Source organism: Candidatus Nealsonbacteria bacterium (genome assembly GCA_011050465.1).
GTDB lineage: Bacteria > Patescibacteriota > Minisyncoccia > Minisyncoccales > RBG-13-36-15 > RBG-13-36-15.
Map to the genome: position 1 here is coordinate 26,227 of DRFQ01000001.1, position 24,712 is coordinate 50,938.

General features: G+C 36.2%; 28 protein-coding genes. 1 reads left to right on the forward strand and 27 read right to left on the reverse strand.

Annotation, left to right across the window (positions count from 1 at the left end; all coding sequences use genetic code 11):
* Window positions 1-269 precede the first annotated feature (269 nt).
* Window positions 270-899 carry a hypothetical protein gene (locus ENH66_00145; protein ID HDZ54113.1) on the reverse strand — a complete coding sequence of 210 codons (630 nt, stop codon included), beginning with the start codon at window positions 897-899 and terminating at the stop codon, window positions 270-272.
* A 219-nt stretch (window positions 900-1,118) separates the two neighbouring features.
* Between ENH66_00145 and ENH66_00150 the strand changes: the two genes are divergently transcribed.
* A complete protein-coding gene (locus ENH66_00150; protein ID HDZ54114.1) occupies window positions 1,119-1,304 on the forward strand; it encodes a hypothetical protein in 186 nt (61 codons plus the stop codon).
* 236 nt (window positions 1,305-1,540) lie between these two features.
* On the opposite strand, the gene ENH66_00155 is transcribed toward ENH66_00150, so the two are convergent.
* The 26 genes from ENH66_00155 to ftsA form a co-directional block, all read right to left on the reverse strand.
* Window positions 1,541-2,257, reverse strand: a complete 717-nt coding sequence (locus tag ENH66_00155; protein ID HDZ54115.1) for a DsbA family protein — start codon at window positions 2,255-2,257, stop codon at window positions 1,541-1,543.
* Window positions 2,258-2,347: 90 nt separating this feature from the next.
* Complete coding sequence (locus ENH66_00160) at window positions 2,348-2,782, reverse strand: hypothetical protein (GenBank protein HDZ54116.1); 435 nt, start codon at window positions 2,780-2,782, stop codon at window positions 2,348-2,350.
* Window positions 2,783-2,934: 152 nt separating this feature from the next.
* Window positions 2,935-4,524 (reverse strand): hypothetical protein, encoded by a 1,590-nt coding sequence (locus ENH66_00165; GenBank protein ID HDZ54117.1) that lies wholly within the window; start codon window positions 4,522-4,524, stop codon window positions 2,935-2,937.
* A gap of 111 nt (window positions 4,525-4,635) precedes the next feature.
* A complete protein-coding gene (locus ENH66_00170) occupies window positions 4,636-5,019 on the reverse strand; it encodes a hypothetical protein (protein ID HDZ54118.1) in 384 nt (127 codons plus the stop codon).
* A 36-nt stretch (window positions 5,020-5,055) separates the two neighbouring features.
* Window positions 5,056-5,529 carry a DUF1573 domain-containing protein gene (locus tag ENH66_00175; GenBank protein ID HDZ54119.1) on the reverse strand — a complete coding sequence of 158 codons (474 nt, stop codon included), beginning with the start codon at window positions 5,527-5,529 and terminating at the stop codon, window positions 5,056-5,058.
* 4 nt (window positions 5,530-5,533) lie between these two features.
* Window positions 5,534-5,731, reverse strand: coding sequence for a hypothetical protein (locus ENH66_00180; protein HDZ54120.1), 198 nt, complete (start codon window positions 5,729-5,731; stop codon window positions 5,534-5,536).
* A 4-nt stretch (window positions 5,732-5,735) separates the two neighbouring features.
* Window positions 5,736-6,413, reverse strand: coding sequence for a hypothetical protein (locus ENH66_00185; protein HDZ54121.1), 678 nt, complete (start codon window positions 6,411-6,413; stop codon window positions 5,736-5,738).
* Entirely contained in the window at window positions 6,403-6,837 is a 435-nt protein-coding gene (locus ENH66_00190) for a DUF1573 domain-containing protein (GenBank protein HDZ54122.1), read from the reverse strand. Before ENH66_00190 ends, ENH66_00185 begins: the two co-directional genes overlap by 11 nt.
* Window positions 6,838-6,840: 3 nt before the next feature.
* Window positions 6,841-7,074: an SHOCT domain-containing protein gene (locus ENH66_00195; protein ID HDZ54123.1), complete on the reverse strand. Its 234-nt coding sequence runs from the start codon at window positions 7,072-7,074 to the stop codon at window positions 6,841-6,843.
* Between the two features lie 96 nt (window positions 7,075-7,170).
* Window positions 7,171-8,022: a DUF1573 domain-containing protein gene (locus tag ENH66_00200; protein ID HDZ54124.1), complete on the reverse strand. Its 852-nt coding sequence runs from the start codon at window positions 8,020-8,022 to the stop codon at window positions 7,171-7,173.
* The gene (locus tag ENH66_00205) at window positions 8,016-8,732 is read right to left on the reverse strand and encodes a hypothetical protein (protein HDZ54125.1); all 717 of its coding nucleotides are present in this window, start codon (window positions 8,730-8,732) and stop codon (window positions 8,016-8,018) included. Before ENH66_00205 ends, ENH66_00200 begins: the two co-directional genes overlap by 7 nt.
* 39 nt (window positions 8,733-8,771) lie before the next feature.
* A complete protein-coding gene (locus ENH66_00210) occupies window positions 8,772-9,041 on the reverse strand; it encodes a metal-sensing transcriptional repressor (protein ID HDZ54126.1) in 270 nt (89 codons plus the stop codon).
* Window positions 9,042-9,108: 67 nt separating this feature from the next.
* The gene (locus ENH66_00215) at window positions 9,109-9,777 is read right to left on the reverse strand and encodes a class I SAM-dependent methyltransferase (GenBank protein HDZ54127.1); all 669 of its coding nucleotides are present in this window, start codon (window positions 9,775-9,777) and stop codon (window positions 9,109-9,111) included.
* A gap of 285 nt (window positions 9,778-10,062) precedes the next feature.
* Window positions 10,063-11,385, reverse strand: a complete 1,323-nt coding sequence (locus tag ENH66_00220) for a PDZ domain-containing protein (protein HDZ54128.1) — start codon at window positions 11,383-11,385, stop codon at window positions 10,063-10,065.
* 42 nt (window positions 11,386-11,427) lie between these two features.
* Window positions 11,428-12,147 (reverse strand): glycosyltransferase, encoded by a 720-nt coding sequence (locus ENH66_00225; protein HDZ54129.1) that lies wholly within the window; start codon window positions 12,145-12,147, stop codon window positions 11,428-11,430.
* Window positions 12,148-12,149: 2 nt separating this feature from the next.
* Window positions 12,150-12,794, reverse strand: a complete 645-nt coding sequence (locus ENH66_00230) for a class I SAM-dependent methyltransferase (GenBank protein HDZ54130.1) — start codon at window positions 12,792-12,794, stop codon at window positions 12,150-12,152.
* 40 nt (window positions 12,795-12,834) lie between these two features.
* A complete protein-coding gene (locus ENH66_00235; GenBank protein HDZ54131.1) occupies window positions 12,835-13,023 on the reverse strand; it encodes a hypothetical protein in 189 nt (62 codons plus the stop codon).
* A gap of 133 nt (window positions 13,024-13,156) precedes the next feature.
* Entirely contained in the window at window positions 13,157-14,212 is a 1,056-nt protein-coding gene (locus tag ENH66_00240; protein HDZ54132.1) for a hypothetical protein, read from the reverse strand.
* Window positions 14,209-15,120 (reverse strand): hypothetical protein, encoded by a 912-nt coding sequence (locus ENH66_00245; GenBank protein HDZ54133.1) that lies wholly within the window; start codon window positions 15,118-15,120, stop codon window positions 14,209-14,211. The genes ENH66_00240 and ENH66_00245 overlap by 4 nt, the downstream gene beginning before the upstream one ends.
* A gap of 35 nt (window positions 15,121-15,155) precedes the next feature.
* Window positions 15,156-16,412 (reverse strand): hypothetical protein, encoded by a 1,257-nt coding sequence (locus ENH66_00250; protein HDZ54134.1) that lies wholly within the window; start codon window positions 16,410-16,412, stop codon window positions 15,156-15,158.
* A gap of 203 nt (window positions 16,413-16,615) precedes the next feature.
* The gene (locus ENH66_00255; protein HDZ54135.1) at window positions 16,616-18,112 is read right to left on the reverse strand and encodes a ComEC family competence protein; all 1,497 of its coding nucleotides are present in this window, start codon (window positions 18,110-18,112) and stop codon (window positions 16,616-16,618) included.
* A 635-nt stretch (window positions 18,113-18,747) separates the two neighbouring features.
* Window positions 18,748-19,170: a hypothetical protein gene (locus ENH66_00260; protein HDZ54136.1), complete on the reverse strand. Its 423-nt coding sequence runs from the start codon at window positions 19,168-19,170 to the stop codon at window positions 18,748-18,750.
* A 150-nt stretch (window positions 19,171-19,320) separates the two neighbouring features.
* Window positions 19,321-20,031: an anaerobic ribonucleoside-triphosphate reductase activating protein gene (locus ENH66_00265; GenBank protein HDZ54137.1), complete on the reverse strand. Its 711-nt coding sequence runs from the start codon at window positions 20,029-20,031 to the stop codon at window positions 19,321-19,323.
* Between the two features lie 13 nt (window positions 20,032-20,044).
* The gene (locus tag ENH66_00270; protein ID HDZ54138.1) at window positions 20,045-22,210 is read right to left on the reverse strand and encodes a ribonucleoside triphosphate reductase; all 2,166 of its coding nucleotides are present in this window, start codon (window positions 22,208-22,210) and stop codon (window positions 20,045-20,047) included.
* Between the two features lie 215 nt (window positions 22,211-22,425).
* Window positions 22,426-23,358, reverse strand: a complete 933-nt coding sequence (gene ftsZ, locus ENH66_00275; GenBank protein ID HDZ54139.1) for a cell division protein FtsZ — start codon at window positions 23,356-23,358, stop codon at window positions 22,426-22,428.
* A gap of 103 nt (window positions 23,359-23,461) precedes the next feature.
* The gene (gene ftsA, locus ENH66_00280; GenBank protein ID HDZ54140.1) at window positions 23,462-24,667 is read right to left on the reverse strand and encodes a cell division protein FtsA; all 1,206 of its coding nucleotides are present in this window, start codon (window positions 24,665-24,667) and stop codon (window positions 23,462-23,464) included.
* Between the last annotated feature and the right edge of the window lie 45 nt (window positions 24,668-24,712).

Consider the following 24,712-nt stretch of genomic DNA (forward strand, 5'->3'; position numbering starts at 1 on the left):
AGATATCGCTTAATCTCTTCAAAATCTCTCAATTATAGACAAAACATTAGTAAACCCAAAAACACTCAAAACTATTTGATTCTCAATTCGCAAATTTATACTCGTTTTAGCGATTCGACATCTACTCCCCCTCTCCTTCTTTTTTTTCTTTTTCTTCTTCAGTTTTTTCTGGCTGAGCTGTTTGACTACAACCGCAATTGTCACACATATTTTTTTCTCCCTTTTATGTAATTTATATTAAACCCGACCTTTGGTAATTTTTAATTTTATCATAACTCAAAAACTATTTCAATTTTATCTCCATCTCTCATAATATAATTTTCGAATTCAAAGTTTTCTTTGTCATTAACAAATATTGTCACCTGACCTTCTGGCCCATTACATTTATCAAAAATACAATCTTTGCTAAATTTCTTGTCCCAAATTTCAAAAAAGTGAGCAAGCCTTATATCATCTTCTTTAACTGAACCCGGAAATTCCATGTGGATAACACCGTCTGCCTCATGAGTGTGAATGGGCCTATGTCCTCCAAATCCAATGCCTATATTGGTTGAAATTTCCTGTTTTTGGCCCAAAATTGAAATGGAAAGTTCAGCATGCCAATGAATGCCTTGTCTTGAAATAATTATTGATTCTGGAACAGGTGGTCTATTGACCAAAAACCAACCCAGGCCTAAAATTCCTCCTCCTATAATTAAGATTCCAAGGCCTATCCAAAAGATTTTTTTTAGCTTTTTTACCCGCTGATTTCGATGAAGCTCTTCCTGTTTACGTTGTCTTTTGAATAATCTTTTTTCCTGCTTAGACAATTGCTGCATCTCTGTTTCCTTATGATTTTTTCCTGCTCCGAACCGAGCTTGCCCTGGTGCAGGACCTAACTCTTCCACCCCGTTAGACATTTTTTTGTTGTTTTCTATTATAATAATTTTTGATCCTCAATAAGACATACTTAATAGTAATTTCAAATACGAGATGTCTAACGGGGTCTATAAAATCTAGAGGCAAATAGTATTAATATTTATTGTTTTCTTTGGAAAGCTCCTAAGAACCAGAGGGTTAAAAAAAGTAAAGTTATACTGCCCGTCATTATCAAAGTAGAGTATTTTGTTAGGAAAATAATGGCGCCGAAAGGAAGAAAAAGGCTGGCCAGAGAAAAACAGGCTGGACAGGCTGGTAAGATTGCGCCCAAGCCAGCCCCAAAACTTCCCAAAAAACCTGATTTTATCATTTTGGTCGGGGGGCAAATTCTTTTTTTCCTCTGCCAGATAAAAAAAGAAATGGTTAAGCCGAAAAGAACCCCATAGAAGAAGTACAAAAACCATTTCAAGGGAGTTAAGAGAGAAAACCAATATTGTAATGAGAACCAAAAATTATTTAGGTTTTGAGAAAAAAGAGGCAGATTCTGAAAAAGAGGATATAAAATTAAAATTAAAACTGAAAAAAGAAAGCTAATCAATAAATATTTCCTACTTTGGATCATTAAAACAATTTGAAAATCTCTTTTTCCTTCCATTTTTATTTTTTCTAAAGATGAGCTTTTTTATTCCAGATCAATCAAGGCTTGATCTACTGCCGCTTTAAGTGTGTTATAGGGAACAGCTCCTGGTATAGACTGACCGTTTACAAAGCTTCCCGGAGTTCCCCTCACTCCTGCCTTTATTCCCTCTTGATAATCTGCCTCTACTTTATCTTTGTATTTTCTGGAAGAAAAGCAATTATTAAACTGATCTGAATCAAGGCCAATCTGAACAGCTAATTCTCTATAAAGACTCTCTCCCAGCTTTGATTGATTCTCAAATAACAGATCAGCAAATTGCCAGAAACCATCATTCCCCTTCTGTTCCCAGACACATTCTGAAGCTTCAGCTGCCGGTCTAGCTTGAGGATGAATCTGGTCTAAGGGAAAGTGTTTATAAATCCAGCGAACCTGGCCGGAATAATCATCTAAAATCTGCTGCATGGTAGGGTGAAATCTTTGGCAAAATGGGCACCGAAAATCAGAATACTCAACAATGGTTACTGGGGCTGAGAAATCTCCTCGGATATGATCTTTTTCAGCAATGGTAAATTTTTCTGGAGACTCTTTTTCTGATGGAGAAGTAGTCTCGGCTGCTTCCTGAGATTTCTGGTCAAGAGAAGTTTCTTCCTGCGGACTTCTCGTATAGATAATTGCTCCAGTAATAATAATAGCGCCAATAATAATTGAAATTGGCAGATAAAGAGACGATAAATTTTTTCGATTACTTGTTTCGTTCATAAATCTATTTTAATTTAATGCCTAATCCGACCTTTTTAATTTTATATTTTTTATTTGAACTGGTAGCAATACGGCATCGGACACTTTTAATTACTCAACAATTAAAGTGCCTATCATCCGTGAATGACCGGCTCCGCAAACTATGGAACATAAGAATGAAAAAGTCCCTCTACGAGTAGCCTGGAATTCAATAGTTACCGTTTTTCCGGGTTCTAAAATTTCATTAATGCCGAATTCTGGCAAGGAAAAGCCATGAACGACATCAACGCTTTCAATTTCTAATCTGACATTGTCTCCAAGCTTAACCCTAATTAAATCTGGCGTAAAAGAAAATTGACGAGCAGTTACCTCAATTTCTCTTACTTTGCCCGTAAGAACGTTTTCTAAACTCGGATTCTGTGAAAAAGGAGAATTTACAGATGAATTTATATTTCTATTATCATTTATCTTTCCTAAAATCCAGAATCCCACTACGATAATAATGCCGAAAATAATTAATCCTTTGATTGGAATTCGAATTACCATACCCCGTAGAAGAAATTTGACAATTATTTTAGAATATTATTGCCAAATTATCCACAATAACCAATTATTAAAGCTAATTTTTTATATCCCCGTATTGCCTTTTGATTTTTCTTTCAGAAAAATCCAGTCAAATTTTCTCTACGGGGCATATTTTATACTCCACAGCCACCGCCGCTCGATGGTGCCTGTTCAGTAAGATTATTAGTCTTAAGCCAGTTACGAACCCGGCTCCAGCCCTGAGGAGTGGAATAATCTTTAGCGGCCACCAACCTTCCATCAACTTGAGCCCAATCTTTCCCTTCTTTTGCCTGAAAATATTTAGCTATATCAAGATAAGTCTGGGGAAACCAAAAGGCATTGAAATATTTGAAGGCCTCAAATATTTCTTCAACAGAAGCTCCCTGGCCAGCCATAATTTCTCCCAAAGCTAAGGCTGCCATTCCATGGTTACAGTCAGGAAAACCGGTGGGATTAGAACAGCAGGGACGATAAGAATTATAGGCAAATTCTTCTAAAATTGCCTGCTGTTTGTTGTCTATGGAGATAATTTCATATTTGGAATAAAGTTCGGTTGCTTTTTTCGTTCCTAAAGTCCAACCACCGGTTGAAGCAAAATTACCTATCTGGCCTTTGCCATATTTCACCATCGGCCCCTCTTCTAAAATTGGATTTTTATTGGCTAAACCTAAGGCCCAAAGAAAGTTTAAGAGAAAATAAGAATTATCAGGAGTAATTTTGATTTTCTGATTAGAGCCTTCGGTTAAGATTTTTAATTGTTCTTTGGTTAAGGGCCGACCGGCTTTTTCGTAAATAGATTTCATTCTTTCAAAATCAATAGCGCCAGCTGCCAAAAGTTTAGGCCCAATATCACCGTAAATTGCATCTACGGTATAGCCTTCTGGTGGATTTATCTTTTGAAACAGTTCAGAAGAATCTACGTCAAAAGTTGCTCCAACTGAACCTGCTTGCCCAGAACTTAATGTGGTTTGAAAGGAGCTGGGCTGAAAAGAAAGTCGAAAGTTAAATTTATCAGCTATAGCTGGCAGATAGAGAACTAAAAACAAAAGAGAAAGGCCAACAAAAGCTGGCAGTAAAGGTTTAATGGTCCCCTTATTGATAGTCAAAACGAAATCCCCTTTTTCAATTCTCAAAAAGGTTTCTTTTTTAACTGGTTCACAAACTGGACGGTCTCTATTTGAAATAGATTTTGCTGAAGAGAAAATAGCAAAACCCAATAAACCCAAAGAAATAACTTTAATTTCCAGACCCTGAAAAGGGAAAGCCATTAATCCTCCACCAATTCCCAAAATTGAGACCAAGAAGGTGCCGCAGACCGGACAACCGGTAGACACGGCACCAAAAAAAGAGGCAATGAAGGTATTTCCTGTATGACCAGCAGTATTTTCTTTTCGTGCTCTCCACTGCCAAATTAAAAAACTCATTGCTATTCCAAAGAAAAGACTAATAAGTAAGGTTGAAACAATCGAAAACCAATTATAGAAGGCGGAATTTGAGGCAAAAAAGACTTCTAAAGTAGTAGTTTTGTAAAGGAGGAAATAATAAAGCGCCAAAAGGTTTAAAGCCAAGCTTAAAGCCAAAGCCACAAAGAACGGATCTTTGAAAACAAGAAAGAGGGCCTGAAGAAGAAAGTTTTTACCTGCCCCGTAACGAGCCTGCCCGCCCCGTAGGGAAACGTAGTTTCTCCTTTGAGGCTCTGCTTCGGGGTTTTTTGAGTTGGTCATATTTTTTGATCAATAAATTAAAAAGAATAGATTAGTAGATTTCCGGTGATTCTATGACCGGTAAGATACTCTCTTAAAAAGTTTAAGAGTATCAAATATATTCTACATCACCTATTCTTTTGTGACGACAGTGAAAAATTGAATTGTTTGTGGATCGGGTAAATATTCTAAAGAATTAAAAGAATTGCCATCTTGTCTGGTTAAACTAGATAATTTTTCTGTGCCAATATAATTTTTCGAAATAGAAATAAATTTTTGATTATTTTCGTCTCGGCTTTGACTGTTTGCCAAAATCTCTTTTTGATAATAGCAAGAATCAGAAAAATTGTGAAAATCTTGCGGAGATGTTTGATTATTTTGTGTCAAGCTATGATTCAAAAGAGTAGCCTGTGTTATATTAATATGATAAATAAGCCCACCTAAGAAAATAAAGCCAATAATAACAACAAAGAGAGTATATTTTGTTGGTTTTAAAAACAGGCCTTGGTTTCTCATACTAACAGTTTAACTCAGTAAAATAAAAAGTAAAGTTTAAGGAATAACGTTGACTAAAAGTCTTATTTCTATTTTCTGGTTGTCAGGATCACTGGTGGAAAGATAAATGGCCCTGATAACCGGACCTGTCCCTTGGGGACCATGAAAAGCTGGGTCAAAGGTGACTTCTAAAAAACCTATTTCCCCGGGGGCTATTTTTTGAGACCAAAATTTTGGGTTATTATGCATACCAAACTTTGGACTTTCCTTGTCTCCCGTTTTTAAAATAGCCGTAGTACACATGCAAGAAGTCCGAATATCCTCTATTTTTAAATCACTATCTCCATTATTTCGAATCTCATAGATATGCTTAATTAATCCAGCAGCCATTGAAATGGTACCGGCGTCATATTCTAAAGGATTTACTTCTATCTTTCCCTGCCCCTCTTTCTGGTCAAGATAAGGCAGGCCAAAAACCAACAAAACTATAATTAAAAATGTTGAACCTACAATAAAAATTACGGGTCGCATCTTATTATTTGGCTTCTTCTTTATTTTGTTTATCAGCCTTCTTGCTTTTTTTTAATATTTCCAGAGTGTCTTCAGAAACTTCACAAAGAGGACATTCCTTATTTTCCTTTTCTTTTTGTTTTTGCTCGCCCTGCACCGAATTCATTCCAGTGCGGGGATTGTTTTTTTCTTTCTGCATATTTCTTTTATTTTTTTCTTCCATAATTTTATACGAAAAATATTAAAATTCCAGCTCCCAAGAAAATCATCAAAAGTCCCATAACTAATTTTTCGGTTCTTTCGTGTTTCTGCCGAAACTCAGCCAATTTAGCCAAAGTGAAAGGATTCATTGCCAAAAAGAGTAAAATCAGCAAGGGAACAATCACCATTAAATTATAGAGTAAAAGATATAAAAATCCAGTCAGGTAAGTGGTTTTGGCGGCCAAAAGCGAAGTGACGGCGGTATAAATTCCGGCAGAACAAGGGACCGAACAAAGTCCCACCAAAAAGGCAGCCACAATTACCCCAAATAAAGTTGCTTTTTCCAGACGAGACTTTACTTTTTCTGAGGCAATCCTGGGCATGCGTAAATGGAACGGCAGTTTGGGAAAAAAATAATCTTTGAGCTGAAGTCCGCCCCAAACAATTAGAAGCCAGGAACCCAAAATGGCAAAAAAGTGATGTTGACCAAAAAGCACGATTCCAGAAAACAGTCCCACTCCAACAGCCAAATAAGTCAGAAAAACTACGAAAATGTAAACTAGACCCAAAAAGAAGATATTTTTAAATGTTCTCTGCAGGCTAATCAAAAAAGCTATGAAAAATATCAAAATCGCTATCACACAAGGAGATAAGCCGTCTAAAAGTCCGGTGACAATTACCAAGGGTAATAAGTTATCTAACATTTGCGTAAATTTTTACTTCTACTTGGGGGTTAATGAAATCAGAACTCTTCACATAAATAATTCTCTCCTGCTTCCCCCGACCGTGGGGGCCGGACATAGCTCCGGTATCATAAGTTACCAGAAGTTCGACTTCTTCGTTGGGACTTATTTTTTCTTTGCTTATTTTAGCTACGGTACAAGCACAAGAGGTGGCCACTCTTTTTATTTCTAAAATTTCCTTTCCCGTATTTTTAACTTTAAAAATATATTCAACCACCTTCCCGTATTCAATCTCTCCGAAATCAAAAAATTCGGGAGTAATCTCAATTTTGGGAGCATTTTCTGCTCCGTTCTCTGGGCCAGAGATAGCCTGAAAATAACCGTAAACAGCCATCCCCAAAATAAGTAATCCTAAAATTGAAAAAAACCAAATTTTTAGTCTCATGTTTTAAGTCAAGTCTTTTTTCTTTTCTTTAAATTCTTCTTTGTTAATTTCACCCTTAGCGTAGCGTTCCTTGAGAATATCTAAAGCATTTTTATCTTTACTCTCGCCCTTGCTTTGATCTATAAGCCATTTCACTAAAGCTATAATTCCGATTATGACTAAAATCCAGAATAAAATCATAAAAACCCAACCAAGCCACATCCAACCACCGCCAAGGCCCCAGTGATCCCAATCCATCATATTATAATTTCCGTTGGCTAAAGTAAAATTAGGCAAAAAAATAGAAATGTTTATCAAAAGCGTAAGAAAAATTATTTTTTTCATATTTTTACTTTAATCGATTTGATTTAACTCAATTTTCACTTTCTTTTCAAAATCAATCGGATCATTAGAAAGAACAGAAATTTCCCTGATGGCTTCTCCCCGAAAATCTTTATGGGCATCTGGATCATACATAACTTTCAATTGAGCCCGCCCGCCAGATGGGATTGACACTCCTTTCCATTCAGGATTTTCATAACCATGGCCCGACATAGTGAAAAATGGCGACTCTTTACCTTCAAATACAATCGCAGCAAAAGTGCAACCGCAGGAGGTCTCTAATTTATCAATAACCAAGTCGCTTTTTCCTTCATTTCTGAGGTCAAAATAAGTAAAAACTTTTCCTTCTTTTTGAGAAATCACGCCAAAATCGTAGGAAACGGGAGTAAGAGAAATTATTGGCCGGTTGCTAGGGGCTGCAGCAATAAGCTTTTCTTTAAATTCTTCTTGCTTATTTTTATCAACAAAAGAATTTAAGCCATATTCTTTAACATAAGACAGAATAACCTCATCTTTAGAAAGTGCCGTTTGAGCCAAGAAATCAATATAATCTATTCTCTCTTTGGCTAATCCACAGCAAATATTGTCCTTATCTAAGGGTCGTCCGCAACAAGGACAAAAAAACAAAGGATAAATTTCTTTGGCTGAAACAGATTCTACCAAAGAAGAAATCACCGAACTATCAAGAGTCTGACTATAAATTTTCCCGTTAATAACTTTAATATATAAAATTACATTCACTGCTAAGCTCAACAACAAAAAAATAACCACAATTAAAGTAGAAACTTTCCAAAAGTTTAATTTAAAATTTGAAGCCTGGGTCATTAAAATCTGTTTAAAAATTAGAAATTCTTTCTCTAACACCCTCCGACCATTTGGGGCATAAATTCTGGGAATTCTTCTAAAAGTTCTTTTATTCCTGGTTCGCCAGCTTTCTCCATTTCGGTTAATTTTTCAGTAAGGGTTTGCTTTGGGAAATAAGTAATTCTCCAGGTGTTTAATTCTTCCAAGATTTGGTCGTCAGAAAGCTCGGGGTGGTTTTTAATCAGATAAGCAGCCAATCCTCTCATCATTATTGAATGAGCACAACCGCAAGCCGCCTGGCCGTCTCTTCTTACTAATGTTTTTGCTCCGCAACAATATTTACAGGCAGTTTGAGAACCAATATTAATGTATCTTTCCAGATCAGCGCCGGTAAAGGTTATTTTCTTCCCCTCCTGTCCATAGGTAGGGCCAAATACTCTAACCTTATTAATAGCATCTTGAACCTGGTCAAAAGAAATATCGAGCTCTTCTCCGTAAATTGCCGGAACGCCCGAAGGAACGAGAGAGCTCTTTACGGCTTTAAACTTTAAATAAGCAGCGCAGGCCTCCTCTGTATTTTCCAGAATTTCCGGAAGAGGACAAGTAGATTCATTGCTTTGTTTGTTTAATAAGCTCGCTGTCCCAGAGTTTAATTTTAAGGAATCAGAACTTAAAAGTCCAAAACCAATAATTCCGATTAAAATCACTCCTGAGATTAATCCGGTTATAAAATTTAGGGGAAATTTAGAAAATTTTAAATTGTTTCTCATTTTTTATATACTTAACCGTATGATGAATTATCAACCTTTTTAAATATTTTTAAAAATTTCAAGTAATTCTTCGATTTTCTTTCTCCTCTCTCTCCTATCTTTCCCCCTGATTGCTTCAGTGACACAAGTATTTAAATGACTTTCTAAAATATATTGATTTACTTTTTTAATCGCCTTAATTACTGCTTCTGTTTGTAAAATTATATCAATGCAATACTTATCATCTTTAATCATCTTCTTAACTCCTTCTAAGTGTCCCGAAAGGTAATTCATTCTATTTATAATTTGCTTCTTTTCTGATTTTTCCATAAGTTTAACCCCCCTGTGGGGGGTACTCTACACATTATACTTAAAAAAGCACAACGTCAAGAGTTATTTAATCTTTTCTCAATTCGATTTTCATAGTAATTCCAACCCGTTCAAAGCTAGATTTTTTAAAATTGCTTTTACTCATTAGATTTCTAACATAATTTTCGTATTCTTTTTTCAAGAAACCGTGCAAAGAAATGGTCTTTTTGAAAAAAGTTTTTATTATCTTAAGCCCGGCATGGTATTTCAAGCCCCTTTCTATATCCCTATCAGACATCTCTGAATAGATATCGTAAATAAAAACCTGGCCTCCCCTTTTCAAAACTCGGTGTATTTCATTAAGAACCTTTAAGGGTTTTTTCCAATGATGAAAAGCGAGGGTTGAAATAATATAATCAATACTATTTTCCTTAAATTCCAGATTCTTGCCATCCATTACCTTAAATTCTAAGTTAAGTGAGTTCTTTGTCTGTTTATTGGCTATTCTAATCATTGTTTCAGATAAATCAATACCAATAACTTTTAAATTCGGGTATTTTTTGGCAATTAGTTGGGCCAAATCACCCGGACCAGTACCAATATCTATTAAAAAACCCTTGTTCTTTAATGGTAAAGTTCCAACGATCTGTTGATAAGTCGGCTGAAGCATTCTGGCGGGGATCCAACTATAAAAAAGAGAAACCAACCAAGATAATTCTTCTGGTTCGGTAAATTTTCTATCAAGTTGACTACTCATAAGAATTTTAGATTTTTATTACCATTAATTAAATCATAAATCCCCCACCTTGAGAATGCCTCATAATTGGGCTCCCGGTTGAGGAAAACACTTTGTACAAGTAGTTGTTGATTTAATACTAAACTCTTAAGCAAGGTGGGAGGGATAAACTTCAGAAAACGAAAAAGATCCGAGGCAATCCCCCGGCGACCTCGAGACAGATGATTCAATGCAACTTGTCTGGCCTCACTATTTAGCGAAGCTAGGCCTTACCAAACAAAACAGCGACTCTAGGGTTGAAATATTTTACCCGCTTTTTTCGTCTAAGGTTACTTGAAAAACTTTTTTCTGACCATCTCTTAAAACTTCCAAGACTACTTTATCTCCTGGGTTATATTTCATAATAACTTTAGCCAAAGTATTCTTGATAGTAATTTTCTCATTATTAAATTCTAAAATTATGTCCCCTTCTTGTAAGCCCACTTTTTCAGCTGCAGATCCCGGGAAAACGGCCGTCTCTCCCGGCAAATCTCCTCTAATAATCCAGGCTCCGTAATCTACTGACAGATTATTCCTCGTTTGAATTTCCTGATTAATTATAACGTAACGAACCCCCAAAAAAGGATAAATAATCTTTCCTAAAGTTTTTACCTGCTCGATATCTCTTTTGGCCTTATTAATGGGGATGGCAAAACCAATGTTTTCTGCCTCAAGAGCCACGGCTGTATTAATCCCGATCACTTCTCCTCTAAGGTTCAAAAGAGGACCCCCAGAATTTCCCCTATTGATAGCGGCATCAGTCTGAATAATATCAGTTAATGTTTCAACTAATCCTCCGCCAGAAGCAGTTATCGTCCTTCCCAGTCCAGAGATTACCCCAACCGATACAGTATTTCTAAACTCTCCCAGAGCATTGCCAATGGCAATTACGGTTTGGCCGATTTCTAATTCGTCTGAATCGCCAACGTTTAAGAGAGGAAATTTTCCTCCTTCTATTTTGAGGATCGCCAAGTCTTGACCAGGATCACGAGCCAAAACTTCAGCCTCATACTTTTCTCCATTGTTGGTGAAAACTATATAATCTGCCTCTTTAATCGAAACGACGTGTTTGTTGGTTAGAATTAAACCGTCTTCGGACACAATGAAACCACTCCCTCCGCCAATCTCCCGTTTTTCTGTCTCGGTTCGATAATAAAAAGGAAATCCAGGTATTGACACATCTTTCATAACAATGATACTAACCACGGCCGGAGAAACTTCTTTGACAACTTCGATTACCGTCTTTTCGCCTAGAGTTTGAGGAAGATATGGGGAAGTTTCTTCTTTGTCGGTTGTTTGAGGCTGAATTTTATCGGGTCGAAAAAATCCAATATTGAACTCTTGAAGGTAATCTTTTAATTCTGAAGAAAAAAAACTTCCTGATATGGCTCCAGCTAAAAAACCAAATATTGAAGAAATAAATATACTTAAAATAACCATCCAGAAAATTTGGTTTTTCCAGAATTTTATTTTATGAAATGAAGTCTTATATTTTTTAATTCCGTTAGAAATCCCCGTTGATTTTTTTTCTTTGGATTTCTTCAAAAAATTTCTAACGGGGTTAAACTTTGGTAATTGATAAAATGACATAGATTTTTGAAATTAATTTTTTGGACAATTTAAAAATTTATTTCAAGTTTTTTTTAAATTTTGGTGGTTTTTATCAGATTTGTGGTATTTAAAGATGTCTGATTTAAATTTGGCAAAAAAAAGCATATAAAGACCAGTAAGAAGAAATATTGAATATGTCTTAAATCTTCCTTCCCTCTCAAATCTCCGTACAGAAGTTAAAACTGAAGGCACTTTTGTTAAAAAACCAAACTTACCATGTTTTGCTCCTTCGCGAGCATAAGCATGATCTTCACCAATGGTTATACTTTCATCAAAGCCACCGATTTGTTGGTGGATTTCTTTTTTAATTAAAATGGTTTGGGTGACATGGGGCAGAAATCTCTGAGTTGCCCAGGCAAAGCAATTATAGATACCGTATAAAATTTTATCTATTATATTCCCCTGAGGATAAACTGGATAAGAAGCTAAGTCTAATTTTCTTTTTTTAAATTCTCGAATTAATTCGGCAAAAAAATTCGAGGGCAGGACGGAATCAGCATCAATAAAAAACAATAAATCTCCATGGGCGATTTTGGTTCCTTCGTTTCTTCCTTTGGATGGCGATCCTCCAGAGATCACTTTACAGCCGTAATTCTTGGCAATTTCTCGAGTTTTATCTTTAGATCCACCGTCAGCCACAATAATTTCGTACTCTTCTTCAAACTCTTGGCTCTTAATAGATTGTATTAAAGATTCAAGGTATTTTACTTCGTTCAGGACTGGAATAATAATGCTTAACATTTTTAAGATTTATTTATTTTTTTAACAACAAATAATACCTGCTGAGTTATAAGGAGCGAGGGATATTTCTTTTTATAAATAACTTTGAGGTTCGCTTTTTCAAAAATTTTTTCCCATTCAGAAATTTTTTTAAAATTAAACGGCATATTGGTAGTTTCTTTCACGAATTTAGTCAAAAGACAAAACGCCAAATTCGTAACTATATCTTTAAAATAAAGTACGAATCTGCCAAAGCTTAAACTATATACGTCTTCAATGATAATTATTTTATCTTTTGTTACTCGAGCAGTTTCTTTTAAAACTTCTACGGGTTTTTCACAGTGATGAAGAACGCATATCAAGAAAGACACATCGAAATTATCTGCAAGAAATGGTATCTTTTTGCCGTCATAGAGAACCAACTTAAAATCAGTCTGATTGAAATCAATCACATCTAAAAGAGTAATCTTTGCGTCTTTCCTCTTTTGGAGTTCCCTGCTAATCCATCCTCCTCCCGCCCCAATATCTAAAACTTTTTCTCCTGGTTCGATAAACTCTTCGAAAACATCTACTGTTTTCGCGGTCATGTGTTTTATTATTCTATCCAGCAATGATCTCAAAGGAAGATAACGGTAATATTTGTTTTTAAGGGTGAATTCTTTGCTCATTATTTTTCTTACCAGATAGTGCACTCGCTTCGCTCGTGCACTATCTCCCTTCGGACAGCCCCTTTGTTAAAGAGGCTGGGTCGTCTCGGGTTTTCTCGCCTATCTGGTCCAGCCTCTCAACTGAAAGTTGAGGGCTGTCGGAATTTGATTTATTCAAATTCCGAGACGAAGAAATAAATAAATTTTTAGCTGCCTCCCAAATTTCCGGCTGGTTTTGTTTTGTTTTCATCCAGAACCACCATTCGTCGCTTCGTTCCTTAGACACCTTCGGTTTCTAACGGTCGCCTTCGGCGACCTGTTTTTCCACCACGGGGAGATACCCAATCTCCCCGACCCCCTCTTTGCGAATGGTGGTTCTGAATCTATTGTTCTTGGGTAAGAAATAGATTTCTTGCTTCATCCCATATCTGAGAATTATTCTGAACACTCTTCATCCAGAACCACCATTCGGCTCCCCATAAATAAAACTCCTTGAAGCCGGTTCTTTTAGCAAATTCAATATTTTCTTTAAATTGAGTTGGATTCATTGTCTTTTGTTGCTCTTCAATTGGTGAATCATAAAGTAGTTTTTTCCCCCAAGGTTCAGCTTGAAGCTCAATTACTATGACTTCTTTGCCAAATATTTTTTTAATAATCTGGGCTTTCCGCCAGTAAAAAGTTGGAGGAAAAGGATAATGTATATACATCCCTATCTGTCTAAACCCTCCTAAGTTTTTTTTCAAAAAATTTGGGAGGGTAAACCAGACCTTTTTATACATTGTCGTGCCTATGATATCTCCAAATCTGGCAGCTGTAATCCACAGGGACCCTTCTCCGCTATCTGAAATAATAACCGGCCTCTTTAAACGGTCTATAGATTTTACCAGTTCTATCTCTTTTTTCAAGAACACTTTATCAACCCAGGGACACTCGCCAAAAGGAAAAAATGGTTCGTTCTCTATTTGCCAATACTTGATGGTTTCTGAATTTTTATATCTATTAACAATTTTTTCTAACATTCTCAAAATCTTTTTTTGTTGCTGGTCTTTCGTTAGATTTTTTGCCCAATTGGGAGTGTGGCATTCCGGCCAGCGAGGAGTTTTCATGCCAATCGCTAAAAGAATTTGAGCTTCTCTTTTCTCGGCCTCCTCTATTTGCCAATCTAAGTCTCCAAAATTAAAATTTCCATCTTCTGGCTCAATTGAATCCCAGTGGGCGGCTACTTTCAAATTTTTTACTTCCAAATCATCAAGTAAGGCCAAATAGGTTTCTTGCCAATCTAATCCTAAAAGACTGGCGTGTTTTTGGGAAAAATTAACTCCCCAAATAATATCTTTAGCTATTGGCGGCTTCCCGATGAAAAGATAACCGGCAAAGACCAAAAGTAAAACAAAAATTCCCAATAGAATATATTTTAAAATCTTCTTAAATTTTTTCATTTAAAAACCAATATTACTAGCCCTACGGCTATCAATAAAATAGCAGTTATTTTCTGGAAGATAATTTTTTTTGAAATGTCTTCTCTTATAATTTGGGGAAGTTTCAGGGAAAGAATAATAGTAAAAATTAGTAAAAATACATATTGTGTTCCCTGGAGAGCGCTAATCACGGCAACATAAACTAAAGGCGCGAGAGCTATCGACCAATTTTGTAATATATTGGCGCTGGCGCCCAGTCCTTGATTGAAAAGGAAAAGGCCCGCCGTTTTTTTTGGGAAAGCCTGTTTCGTTCTAAAAACCTCTCGTCTAACTTCTTTATAAATAAGAAAAAAAACAGCCGCCGTCAATACTCCCCCTAGTCTTATCAAGATGTATCCCGACCAAAAGGGCTGAGTTAAATAAACGTATTTTGTTAAAACAAAAGATAAAGCAAAGAAAAAAGCAGCAATAATTGAGATACCCAAACACTTTAAAGGAATTTTTTTAGCTCCTTCATAGGTTATCAAAATACTACCTGTAATTAGTAATAAAAGAGCTATAAGATCTTTTGGCGCTAAAACCTCTTGTCCCTGAGAAAAAATATAGGTAAAACCCAGGGCAAATAAAGGCGAGATACCGCCGACAGCCGGTATGATCCGCGAGGCTTCAAAAATCTGCAGGCCCTTAAAGAACCAAAATAAAGAATAAATAAAAATAGCTCCTGCCAAAAAGGCCAGAATAATTTGGGAAATTGCTGGGACCGAGAAGCCGACAAAGGGCAAAAGTAATATGGCAAGAATTCCTAATCCTCCAACATAAAAAGAATAAACCTTTGGGTTGGGTATTTTTTTAACTAAAAGATATTTATCTATTAAAAAGGCGACGGCAAGAATTAAATAAGCTGAAATGGCAGTGATTAACCACAACATATTTTTTTACCCACACACTAATTTTGCGAGAAAATTTAGTACGGGGTCTGCACTATACGTTTGATATTATAAGTTCCTAATTTTTCTCCTTCTATAAAGCCCTGCATAGCGAACTCGGCAAGATAACCTTTCTCCAGCCAGTCAAAAAGCCACTGATTGGTATAGGCTGGGTTTTCCTGTAGAATACCAAAGCCCGATTTTAAAAGCCATCTCATATTAAATTCTTCTTGAGAACCGATTGGCGGGGCGATAATTATCGGCAATCCCAGGGCAGAATAAAAAGAAAGCTCTGATGGCTTTGTCCATAAAATATCGGTCTTTCTTAAGGCACGATTAAAATCTTGGAAATAACCCCCAATATCTTTTTCAAAAATTATTTCAACGTTTTTTTGTAAATACTCTTTGAGGCCTAATTTTTCTATATTTTTTTCAAAATATTCTCTTACTTTTTCTCTAATACCGGCTGCTAAAATTATTTTAATTTCATTTTTTTTGATTTTTTTAGCCAGGCTTTGAATAATCTTTATTCCAATTTCTTTTTGAGCTCCGGCTCCGCCAACAACAAACATTATTGTTAAAGAATGGTCAGGTTTTTCAGCTAATTTACCCAATTTTTTTTCAATTAATATGCTGTATTTTTCGAAATATTTTTTTTGGGGGTCTAAGTTCAGCATTCTATATCTCAGGTCGGCTCTTAAAGTGTCCAATTTTACGCCCCCGATATTTTCCGAGGGCAAAGGAAAACCGGTCAAAAAGATATTCTTTGGTTTCACCCCATATAGCTTTAATCTTTCTACTACTCTTGTGGTTGGAGCAAAATACTTAATTTTGCTCGATCTTGGTTTTAAAGAAACCCAAGCCCTGGAAATGTCAGCATCGCAAATTACACAAAAAATTTCGCCTGGATAATTAAAAAATTCGGCCATAAAAGCTGGAATAAAAAAGGTGCTGATTAGAAAAAGAGGTTTTTGTTTGAGTCTCTCAATGAAATGCTTCCCCCAGTCTCTTTTGATTAAGGAAAAGACTTGTTTTAGTTGAAAGCTTGGCTTTGATAAATCTCTTTTTGGATAAAAACTAAGAATCTTCTGAAATTGATCAAAGATAAAAAAAACAGCCCGACCAATTAAGGGAATTCTTTTGAAAATTGAAACAAATTCGTAGAACTTCTTTGTGCTCTCCCAAATTTTTCGATCTTTCTCCGGAATCCCTTGATAGTCGTTGGCATTAATAATTTTCCCTTCAGGAGATAGTCCCTTTAAGGGGTGGGCTGTTCTCTGATGGCCATAGCCCATATTTACAGATATTATCCAGGCCCGCCTAAATTTTTGGGATATTTCCTGATTCCTTATTATTTCTGACGACTTATTCAAAAATTTAGGTGGGCAGGCTTTTTGCTTCATAGGTTTATTTTAGCATACTTATCCCCACACCAAATGAGGACTAATTTTGTTAATTCAGGTGTCTCCAGCGTCTTGTCCTCGTTGTGGTGTGGGGGTCAGTAATTTAAAAATCTTAGTTTTTGTTTTTCTTGTAATCGCCAAATAAAATAAACCAAAATTAAATAGGAAATTATCAGCCAAATCCAAGAGATTTCTAAGGTCAAAGAGGCCAAAGGTATCTGAGAGAACCAATCAACTATTTTTGTCACATAGTTTAGTAGGAACCAGGCTGGCCAGGAAAGAATCCAGCCCAAGGGCTGCCAAAATATGCCAATTAAAGCAGAAATAAAACCGAAAATCATAATCCAGTAAAGTAGAGGGACAATTAAAATATTGGCGGAAACCCCGACTAAAGACATTCTGCCAAAATTATAGACCAAAATTGGCAAGGTGAAAATCTGAGCAGAGAGAGTCATAGCTAGAATACTTCTCAAATTAAAAAATCTCTCTTCGGGAATAAATCTTAACCATTCCCTAAAGATTGGCAAAAGATAAATTATGCCCATCATTGCCAAAAAAGAAAGCTGAAAGCCAACGTCTAATCTTAAAAGCAAAGGGTTTAGGACTAACATTACAGCCGCAGCAAAGACAATTGTCCGAGAAGAAGTATTCATTCTCCCTACATGTTGGGCCAAGAGAAAGAGGCCGGCCATAATCCCAGCTCGAATGGCTGATGATTGAAGGCCGGTCATTATAATAAAAAGGGCAATTAAAACTATTGAGAAATAAAATGCTTGTTGGCGCCAAAAACCGAGACCAATTAATAAAGTCATCAGAATGCTGGCCAATATTGCCACGTGAAGTCCTGAAACAGCAGTAATATGCCTTACCCCAACGATATTTAACTTTTCTTTAAGATCATCTGACATTTTCCTCTTGTCTCCCAAAACCATAGCTCCCAATATTGAGCTCTGGGGAGGAGATAAATTCCGATAAATACTTTCTCTTAATTTATTTTTAAAAGATAAAATTTTAGCATAGAGGAAATTTCCTTGATCTTTCTCAATAACTTCAATTTCGGGAAAATACATCACAGAATAAATTCCATCTTTCTTTAGATAGTCTTTATAATTAAAATCTTCGAATTGCTGTGGGGTTTCTAATTTCCCGGCAATTTTCAACTTGTCACCATATTCATATTCAGGGTATCTACTAATTGTAACCAAAACCTTACCATTAACAAACAGAGGCCCGACCTCTGTTTCGATTGTTAGATTATCTATTGTTAATTTGATGCTTTTTTCTCTAACATCCGGCTCTGTTGTAATAATGCCTGCTAAAGTGACAGTTTCTTTTCGGTCGTTAAATATTCTCAATTCATTATTCGCAATTTTTAATTCAACCGCCTGATGTCGCCACGCCCCAGCCACTAAGAATAAAATACAGAAACCGATTATAACGATTTTTTTATGTGTCCAAAAAACCGAGATTAATAGAATGCCTAAAATTACAATGCCCAGCATTAATAGCTGGGGAATGTAAATAAGAGAATTAATAAAAATGCCGCCGATAAAAGCAAGACAGAAATAAAAAAAGATTCTAGATTGCGTCATTTTCTTATTCTATCATAATAAAAAACCCGAGAAAATTATTCTTGGGCAATGGGGAAAACTTAATTCTTAGTTCTTAAAAACAAAAATGCCTCTGGCTGGTGCCTGAGGCTTGAGGAAAAATAGCAATTTCTTAAGGAGACTTCCTTGTTCCGTCTGCCCTGATGAGTGGGTGGATAAATTGAACTTCCTTTTTCAGCTCATTGAGAACTGTAGTTATTCTTTTGCTTCTCTTGTTAGTGGCAATTTTCTCATTAAGTATTTCCAAAACTTCGTCTAACGCAGCTACTGAAGATATTTCATCCAACATTTCCACGGAATTCCCTCCTTGATGAAACATGCTATTTACCAATACTTAACCCTATTGCATCCTTAGTTATTTGTCAAACAAAAAACCGCCTTCTTGGCGATTGATAAAGTTAACTAACAACTAAAAACTATAAACTAAAAACTAGAAAAATGGGTCGTCTAGCGGATGAGATTAGAACCTGTTTTTGTCTATTAAAAATAAAAAAACCCTGACTTCGTTGGAAGTAGAGGCATTAAATGTGCTATTAGAATCTTCTCCTATCGAGAAGTCTTTCGAGATTATTGATAAGCATATTGCATCAGCAAGGCGAGAATTTACTCGATACCGATTATCCTATTTCTTCAAATTGTACTTGTCCAGAAGGAAAAATCTTACCAAGTATCATTTTTACTTTTAGCTGAGGATATTTGCTCAAGATAATTTCTTTAGCTTTTTTCATTTCTGAAGCATGGAATTCGCATTCCTTTTTAAAGGAATCAAACTTAGAACTTCCTCCATATGCTCCACAATCTGTATGGTTAGATAAAATTATTTCGCTGATCCTGTGAAGATTAACCGAAATATCAATTTGGCTTAAGATAAAAGCTCTGTCTGATGAGCTCTTAGGAGAAAGTAATGATTTTACTCCTCCTGCTACAGATACAATATCACAATCTCCTAATGCTCCTTGTCTTTCTAAGAGCTCTTTTATCGGTTTACCAAGCCTAAAATCCATACAGTGTAGTATAAAAGCTTTACAATGATGTTCCATATGCTTTTACCTCCTTGTCTCAATTCTTATATTAACGAAATATTTATAAAAGTCAACCTTATCTAGAATTTAATGCCTTGCTAAACAAAAACCCCGCCAATTAAGGCAGGGTAGGCAGGTCGTCTAACGGGTTTGAACCTCTCTAAAAATTTACCTTATTTGGCAGATTCCAAAAAATGGAGAAATGGCTTTTTGGATTTCCAAAAGATATTTTTGAGGATAGGGTTTAACCTTGTCGAATTTAGGATTAATTGTTTTTTCTGGGCGAAAATTCTGTAAAAAATATTTCGGGGAATCCTGAATCCAACGAGCAATCTTTATAATATCTTCTTTTTTCAGAAGATTGGGAATAATAGTAGTTCGAAATTCAAAATTAATTTTATTCTCTTTTAAAATTATAATGCTTTTTTCAATGTTTTTAATGTTTACTGCTTTTCCCGCAACTATTTTATATCTTTCTTTTGGTGCTTTAATATCCATGGCCACATAATCAATCAATTGTTTATCAATCAAACCTTTAAGCATCTTGGGGTTCGAGCCATTGGTGTCAAGCTTGACTAAATAACCTAACTTTTTAATTTTTTTTATAAAACTTGGCAAATCTTTATGGATAGTTGGCTCTCCACCGCAAATAACTACTCCTTCCAAGAGTCCTTTTCTTTCTTTCAAAAAACTAAAAAATTCTTTTTCTAGAATTTTGGGATGGTTTTTAATCTTTTCCGGCAAAACAAGCTCTGAAGCATAACAGAAAGGACACCTGAAGTTACACCCGACAGTAAAAACCGTGCAAGATAGCTTGCACGGAAAATCTATCAAGGTTAATTTTTGTAAACCACCGATTAACAACTGGCAATTAGCCATTAGTGATGAGTGATTAAAACGGAACCAGTTTCCTTTTGGCTAGCTCACCTTTAGCTAGCTCACTTTGACTAATGGCTGGTTTAATTTTGAATTCTTTCCTTTGGTTAAATTCTTCTTGTTTGCCCTTGTTCCACTGCTTAACCGGCCTTAGATATCCAACAATTCGTGAGTAAACTTCACAAGGTTGTTTAATAATACATTGGGGGCAGTGAAAATGTTCTCCAGCTAAATACCCGTGAGCGGGACAAATTGAAAAGGTGGGAGTAATAGTAATATAAGGTAAATAAAAATTATTAAAGGTTTTTTTAATCAATGCTTTAACAGTTTCAATATCAGAAATTCGTTCTCCTAAAAAGAGGTGCAAGACCGTACCACCAGTATATTTTTTTTGAAGATTATCCTGAAGCTTCAGGGCCCCAAAAGCATCATCAGTATAATCTACGGGTAATTGTGAACTGTTGGTATAATAAGGTACCTCTTTGGTTCCGGCAGTAATTATATCTGGATATTTTTCTTTATCTTTCAGGGCTAGTCTATAAGCAGTTGCTTCAGCGGGGGTGGCCTCAAGATTATACAAATTTACGCTGTCTTTCTGGTATTTCACTAATCTTTCTCTCATAAATTCTAAGATTTCGCTGGCAAATCTTAATCCCCGTCGGGACCCAATGTTTTCTCCAATAAAATTAAGCAGGGCCTCGTTCATCCCAACTAAACCAATGGTTGAAAAGTGATTACCAAAATACTGGCCCCTCATTTTCTTCATTCCTTCCAGATAACGCTTAGAGTAAGGATAAAGTCCTTTTTCTACAAAATCCTCTAAAGTCTTCCTTTTGATATCTAAACTCTCTTTAGCCAAGTCCATCATCTTGCCTAATTTCTCGAAAAATTCTCTTTTAGTTTTGGAAAGATAGCCTATTCGGGGCAAATTTATCGTTACCACGCCTACTGATCCGGTTAGAGGATAAGAGCCGAAAAGCCCTCCCCCTCTCTGGTAAAGCTCTCTATTGTCAAGACGAAGCCGACAACACATACTCCTGGTATCTTCCGGTTTCATGTCTGAGCGAATAAAATTAGCAAAATAATTAATCCCATATTTAGCCGTAGCTTCCCACATCGGATTTAAATTAGGGTCTTGCCAATCAAAATCTTTGGTAATATTAATAGTAGGAATGGGGAAATGAAAGGGCCTTCCTCTGGCGTCTCCTTCTAACATTGTCTCGTAAAACGCTCTGTTGAAAACATCCATCTCTTCTTGAAACTCACCGTAAGTTTCCTTTTGGGACTTGCCGCCGATAATTACTGGCTGTTTAGCCAGGGTTGGGGAAGGTTTAATGTCTAAAGTTAAATTTGTAAAAGGACATTGGAACCCTACCCGCGTGGGAATTGAACAATTAAACATAAACTCCTGAATTGATTGTTTGACTTCTCTGTAGGTTAGGCCGTCATATCTAATGAAGGGAGCTAACAAAGTATCAAAACTAGCAACAGCTACAGCTCCCGCGCATTCCCCCTGAAGCGTATAAAAGAAATTAACTAATTGTCCTAAAGCTGTTTGAAAATGCTTGGCCGGTTTGGATTCTGTTTTGCCGGTAACTCCGCCAAATCCCTTTATTAATAAATCATAAAGATCCCAACCCATGCAATATGGGCCCAAGGTATCTAAGTTGTGCAAATGGAAGTCGCCCGATTCGACAGCTTCTCTGATTTCTCTTGGATAGATTTTGTTTAACCAATATCTTTTAGTAATATTTGAAACCCCGTAATGATTTAAGCCCTGTAAAGAATAAGCCATATTAGCATTTTCTTGAACCTGCCAGTCAATCTCTTCGATATATTTATCTAACATTTCTACCGATTCATCTACCATTCCGACTGCTTCTCGAATTATTCTTCTCTGCTCTCGGTATAAAATATAGGCCTTGGCTGCCTCAACTAATCCCTCTAAAATTAAAATCTCCTCAACGATATCCTGGACTTGTTCAACGTGAGGGATTTCTTCGGCTTTAAAGCGACGATTTAAAATTTGAACCATTTTATTAGAAACTCTTTTTGATTTCTTTCCGTCGCCCTGGCCGGTAGCAGTTATAGATTTAAAAATAGCATCCGTAATTTTTTTTTGCTCAAATTTTACAATTGTATCATCTCTTTTTTTAATTTTTGTAATTTTATTGCGGAACATGGAAAAAAAATAAAAAAATACTTTAGAAATAAAGATTATTTCATTTTAAACCAATAAAAAAATTGGGTCAAATCCTTTCTCAAGTCAAAGTCTGTGGATAACTTCGAGTAAAACGAGAACCGAGCACATAATACGTTATGTGCTCAGTTTCGCTCCCCCGCCATCGATTAAACGAGGAAAAATTCATTAAAAGGCTAACTTAAGGGCGGGATCGTTCAAAATCCAGTAATAATGACCATTATTTTCACCTCTCCTTCGATTAAGTCTTTATTCTGAACTGCTCCAAAAATTACCTTAGCTTCTGGATCAATAAAATCTCTGATCATCTGAGCGGCTGTGTTGACTTCGGTCATTGTTAAATCTTTTCCTCCGCTCACATTAAAAAGTACCGCCTTTCCTTTTTTAAAAACGGTGTCGTCAAGCAAAGGCGAATGAAGAGCCAGATTAAGGGCCTTTTCGATTCTTTTCTCTCCGCTCGCTCTCCCCACCCCCAATAGAGCAGGTCCCGCATTCTTCATGATAGATCTCAAATCAGCGAAATCAACATTAATAATTCCTGGCAAAGTAATTAAGTCAGAAATTCCTTGGACAGCTTGTCTCAAAATTTCATCGCAAAACCAGAAGGCAGAAAAAACTGAAGTTGTGGGTTCTACTATTTTTAATATTCTGTCATTGGGAATAACCAAAAGAGTATCAACTTTGTTTCTTAAATTCTCCAGTCCTCTCTCTGCAATTTTCTTTCGAGGAATTCCTTCGAAAGAAAAAGGCTTTGTTACCACGGCCACTGTTAGAGCTCCGTCTTTCCTGGCAATATCGGCCACAACGGGAGCAGCTCCTGTTCCCACTCCTCCTCCCAGGCCACAAGTAACAAAAACCATATCTGCTCCTTTTAAAATTTCTCTGATCTCTTCTTTACTTTCTTGGGCGGCCATCTCTCCTATTTTGGGGTTCATGCCGGCTCCCAAACCTTTGGTGGTTATTTTTCCAATCTGAAGTTTGAAATCTGCCCGAGCTTTCTCTAAGTCCTGAACGTCGGCATTAATAACAATTAAATCCACTCCTTGAATTTTGACAGCAGCCATCCGAGAGATAGCATTTAATCCTGATCCCCCTACTCCCACTACTTTAATTTTTGTTGTAGATTGCATATTTTTTGTTTTTATTGTTAACCTAAAAAATCAACTGTACGGGAACTGTTCCCGGATATATTATTCGTGTAAATTCATGCCGAGATTAGTGTTTTATTGGTGGTTATGGAATAAAAATTTTAAATATTTTTTTAATTTTGGTGGTAAACTTTTCGCCAAAGACTGGCTGCTCTTGTTCAGAGTCTAATCCGCTCAAAACCAAACCAGCAACCAAAGCAAAAGAAGGATCTTGCTCCAGGCCTGCAATGCCTTTGGGATAACCAATCTTGCAGGACAGCTTTAGTTCTTTCTTGGCCATCTCTCCTATTTTGGGTAATTTCGCCCCTCCACCGGTTAAAACAACACCTGCGGGAAGTTTACCTTGACGAGCAATTTTTTTAAGTTCTTTGTTGGTTAGGTCAAAAATTTCTGAAATCCTAGCTTCAATAATCTTTCCTAACATTTTTAGAGAAAAAACTAAAGGCTCTTCTTTGTGGATGTTTTTAATCTTTTCTTTCTTTTTTCCGCTATGAAGAAAACAAGAACCATACTCCAGTTTTATTCTTTCAGCAGTATCTATGTCACACCTTAACCCAATGGCAATATCATTAGTAATATGGCCGGAGCCAATTGGAAAAATAGAGGCCTGAATCAGGTCTCCTTCTTCAAAAACAGCCAGGCTGGTTGTACCCGCCCCTATGTCCAAAAGAACAACTCCCAGTTCTTTCTGCCTGGGGGTCAGAACTGCTCTCGAGGAAGCCAAAGGAGAAACAAAAATATCTTGAATCTGAAGGCCGGCGTTTAGAACGGTATCAGTTAAATTCTTAATATAAGGAGAGAATCCACAAAGAGCTAAAATTTCTGCTTCCAGCCTTATGCCCTTCATCCCCAAGGGTTCTTTAATGCCTTTTTCTCCATCAATAATAAATTCTTTAACAATAGTATCTAAGACTTCTTTATTAGAGGGTAAAGAAAATGTCTGGGCAGCCTGAAGCACTCTATCAATATCTTCCGGAGAAATCTTCTGATCAGCCCTCGAAACAGCAATTACCCCCCGAGAAGGAGTAGAAAAAATGTGGCTACCACTAATATTTACAATAGCTGAATTAATTTTTTGCTCAAATGAATTCTGAAATTCTTCCAGGGCCGAACGAAGACTATTAGAGGCTTGTTCAACATTAATTATTGTTCCTTTCCTAATGCCCTCTGACGGAAAACGAAAATATTTTAAAACTTCGGGCTCTGAATCGCCTTTTCTTTCTTCCACTACTAAAATCTTTATGTTTTCTGACCCGATATCAAGACCAGTGATGAATTTAGCCTTCAGCATATAGATTAAAATTTAGAAATGAGAAACGAAAAACTATAATTAAAA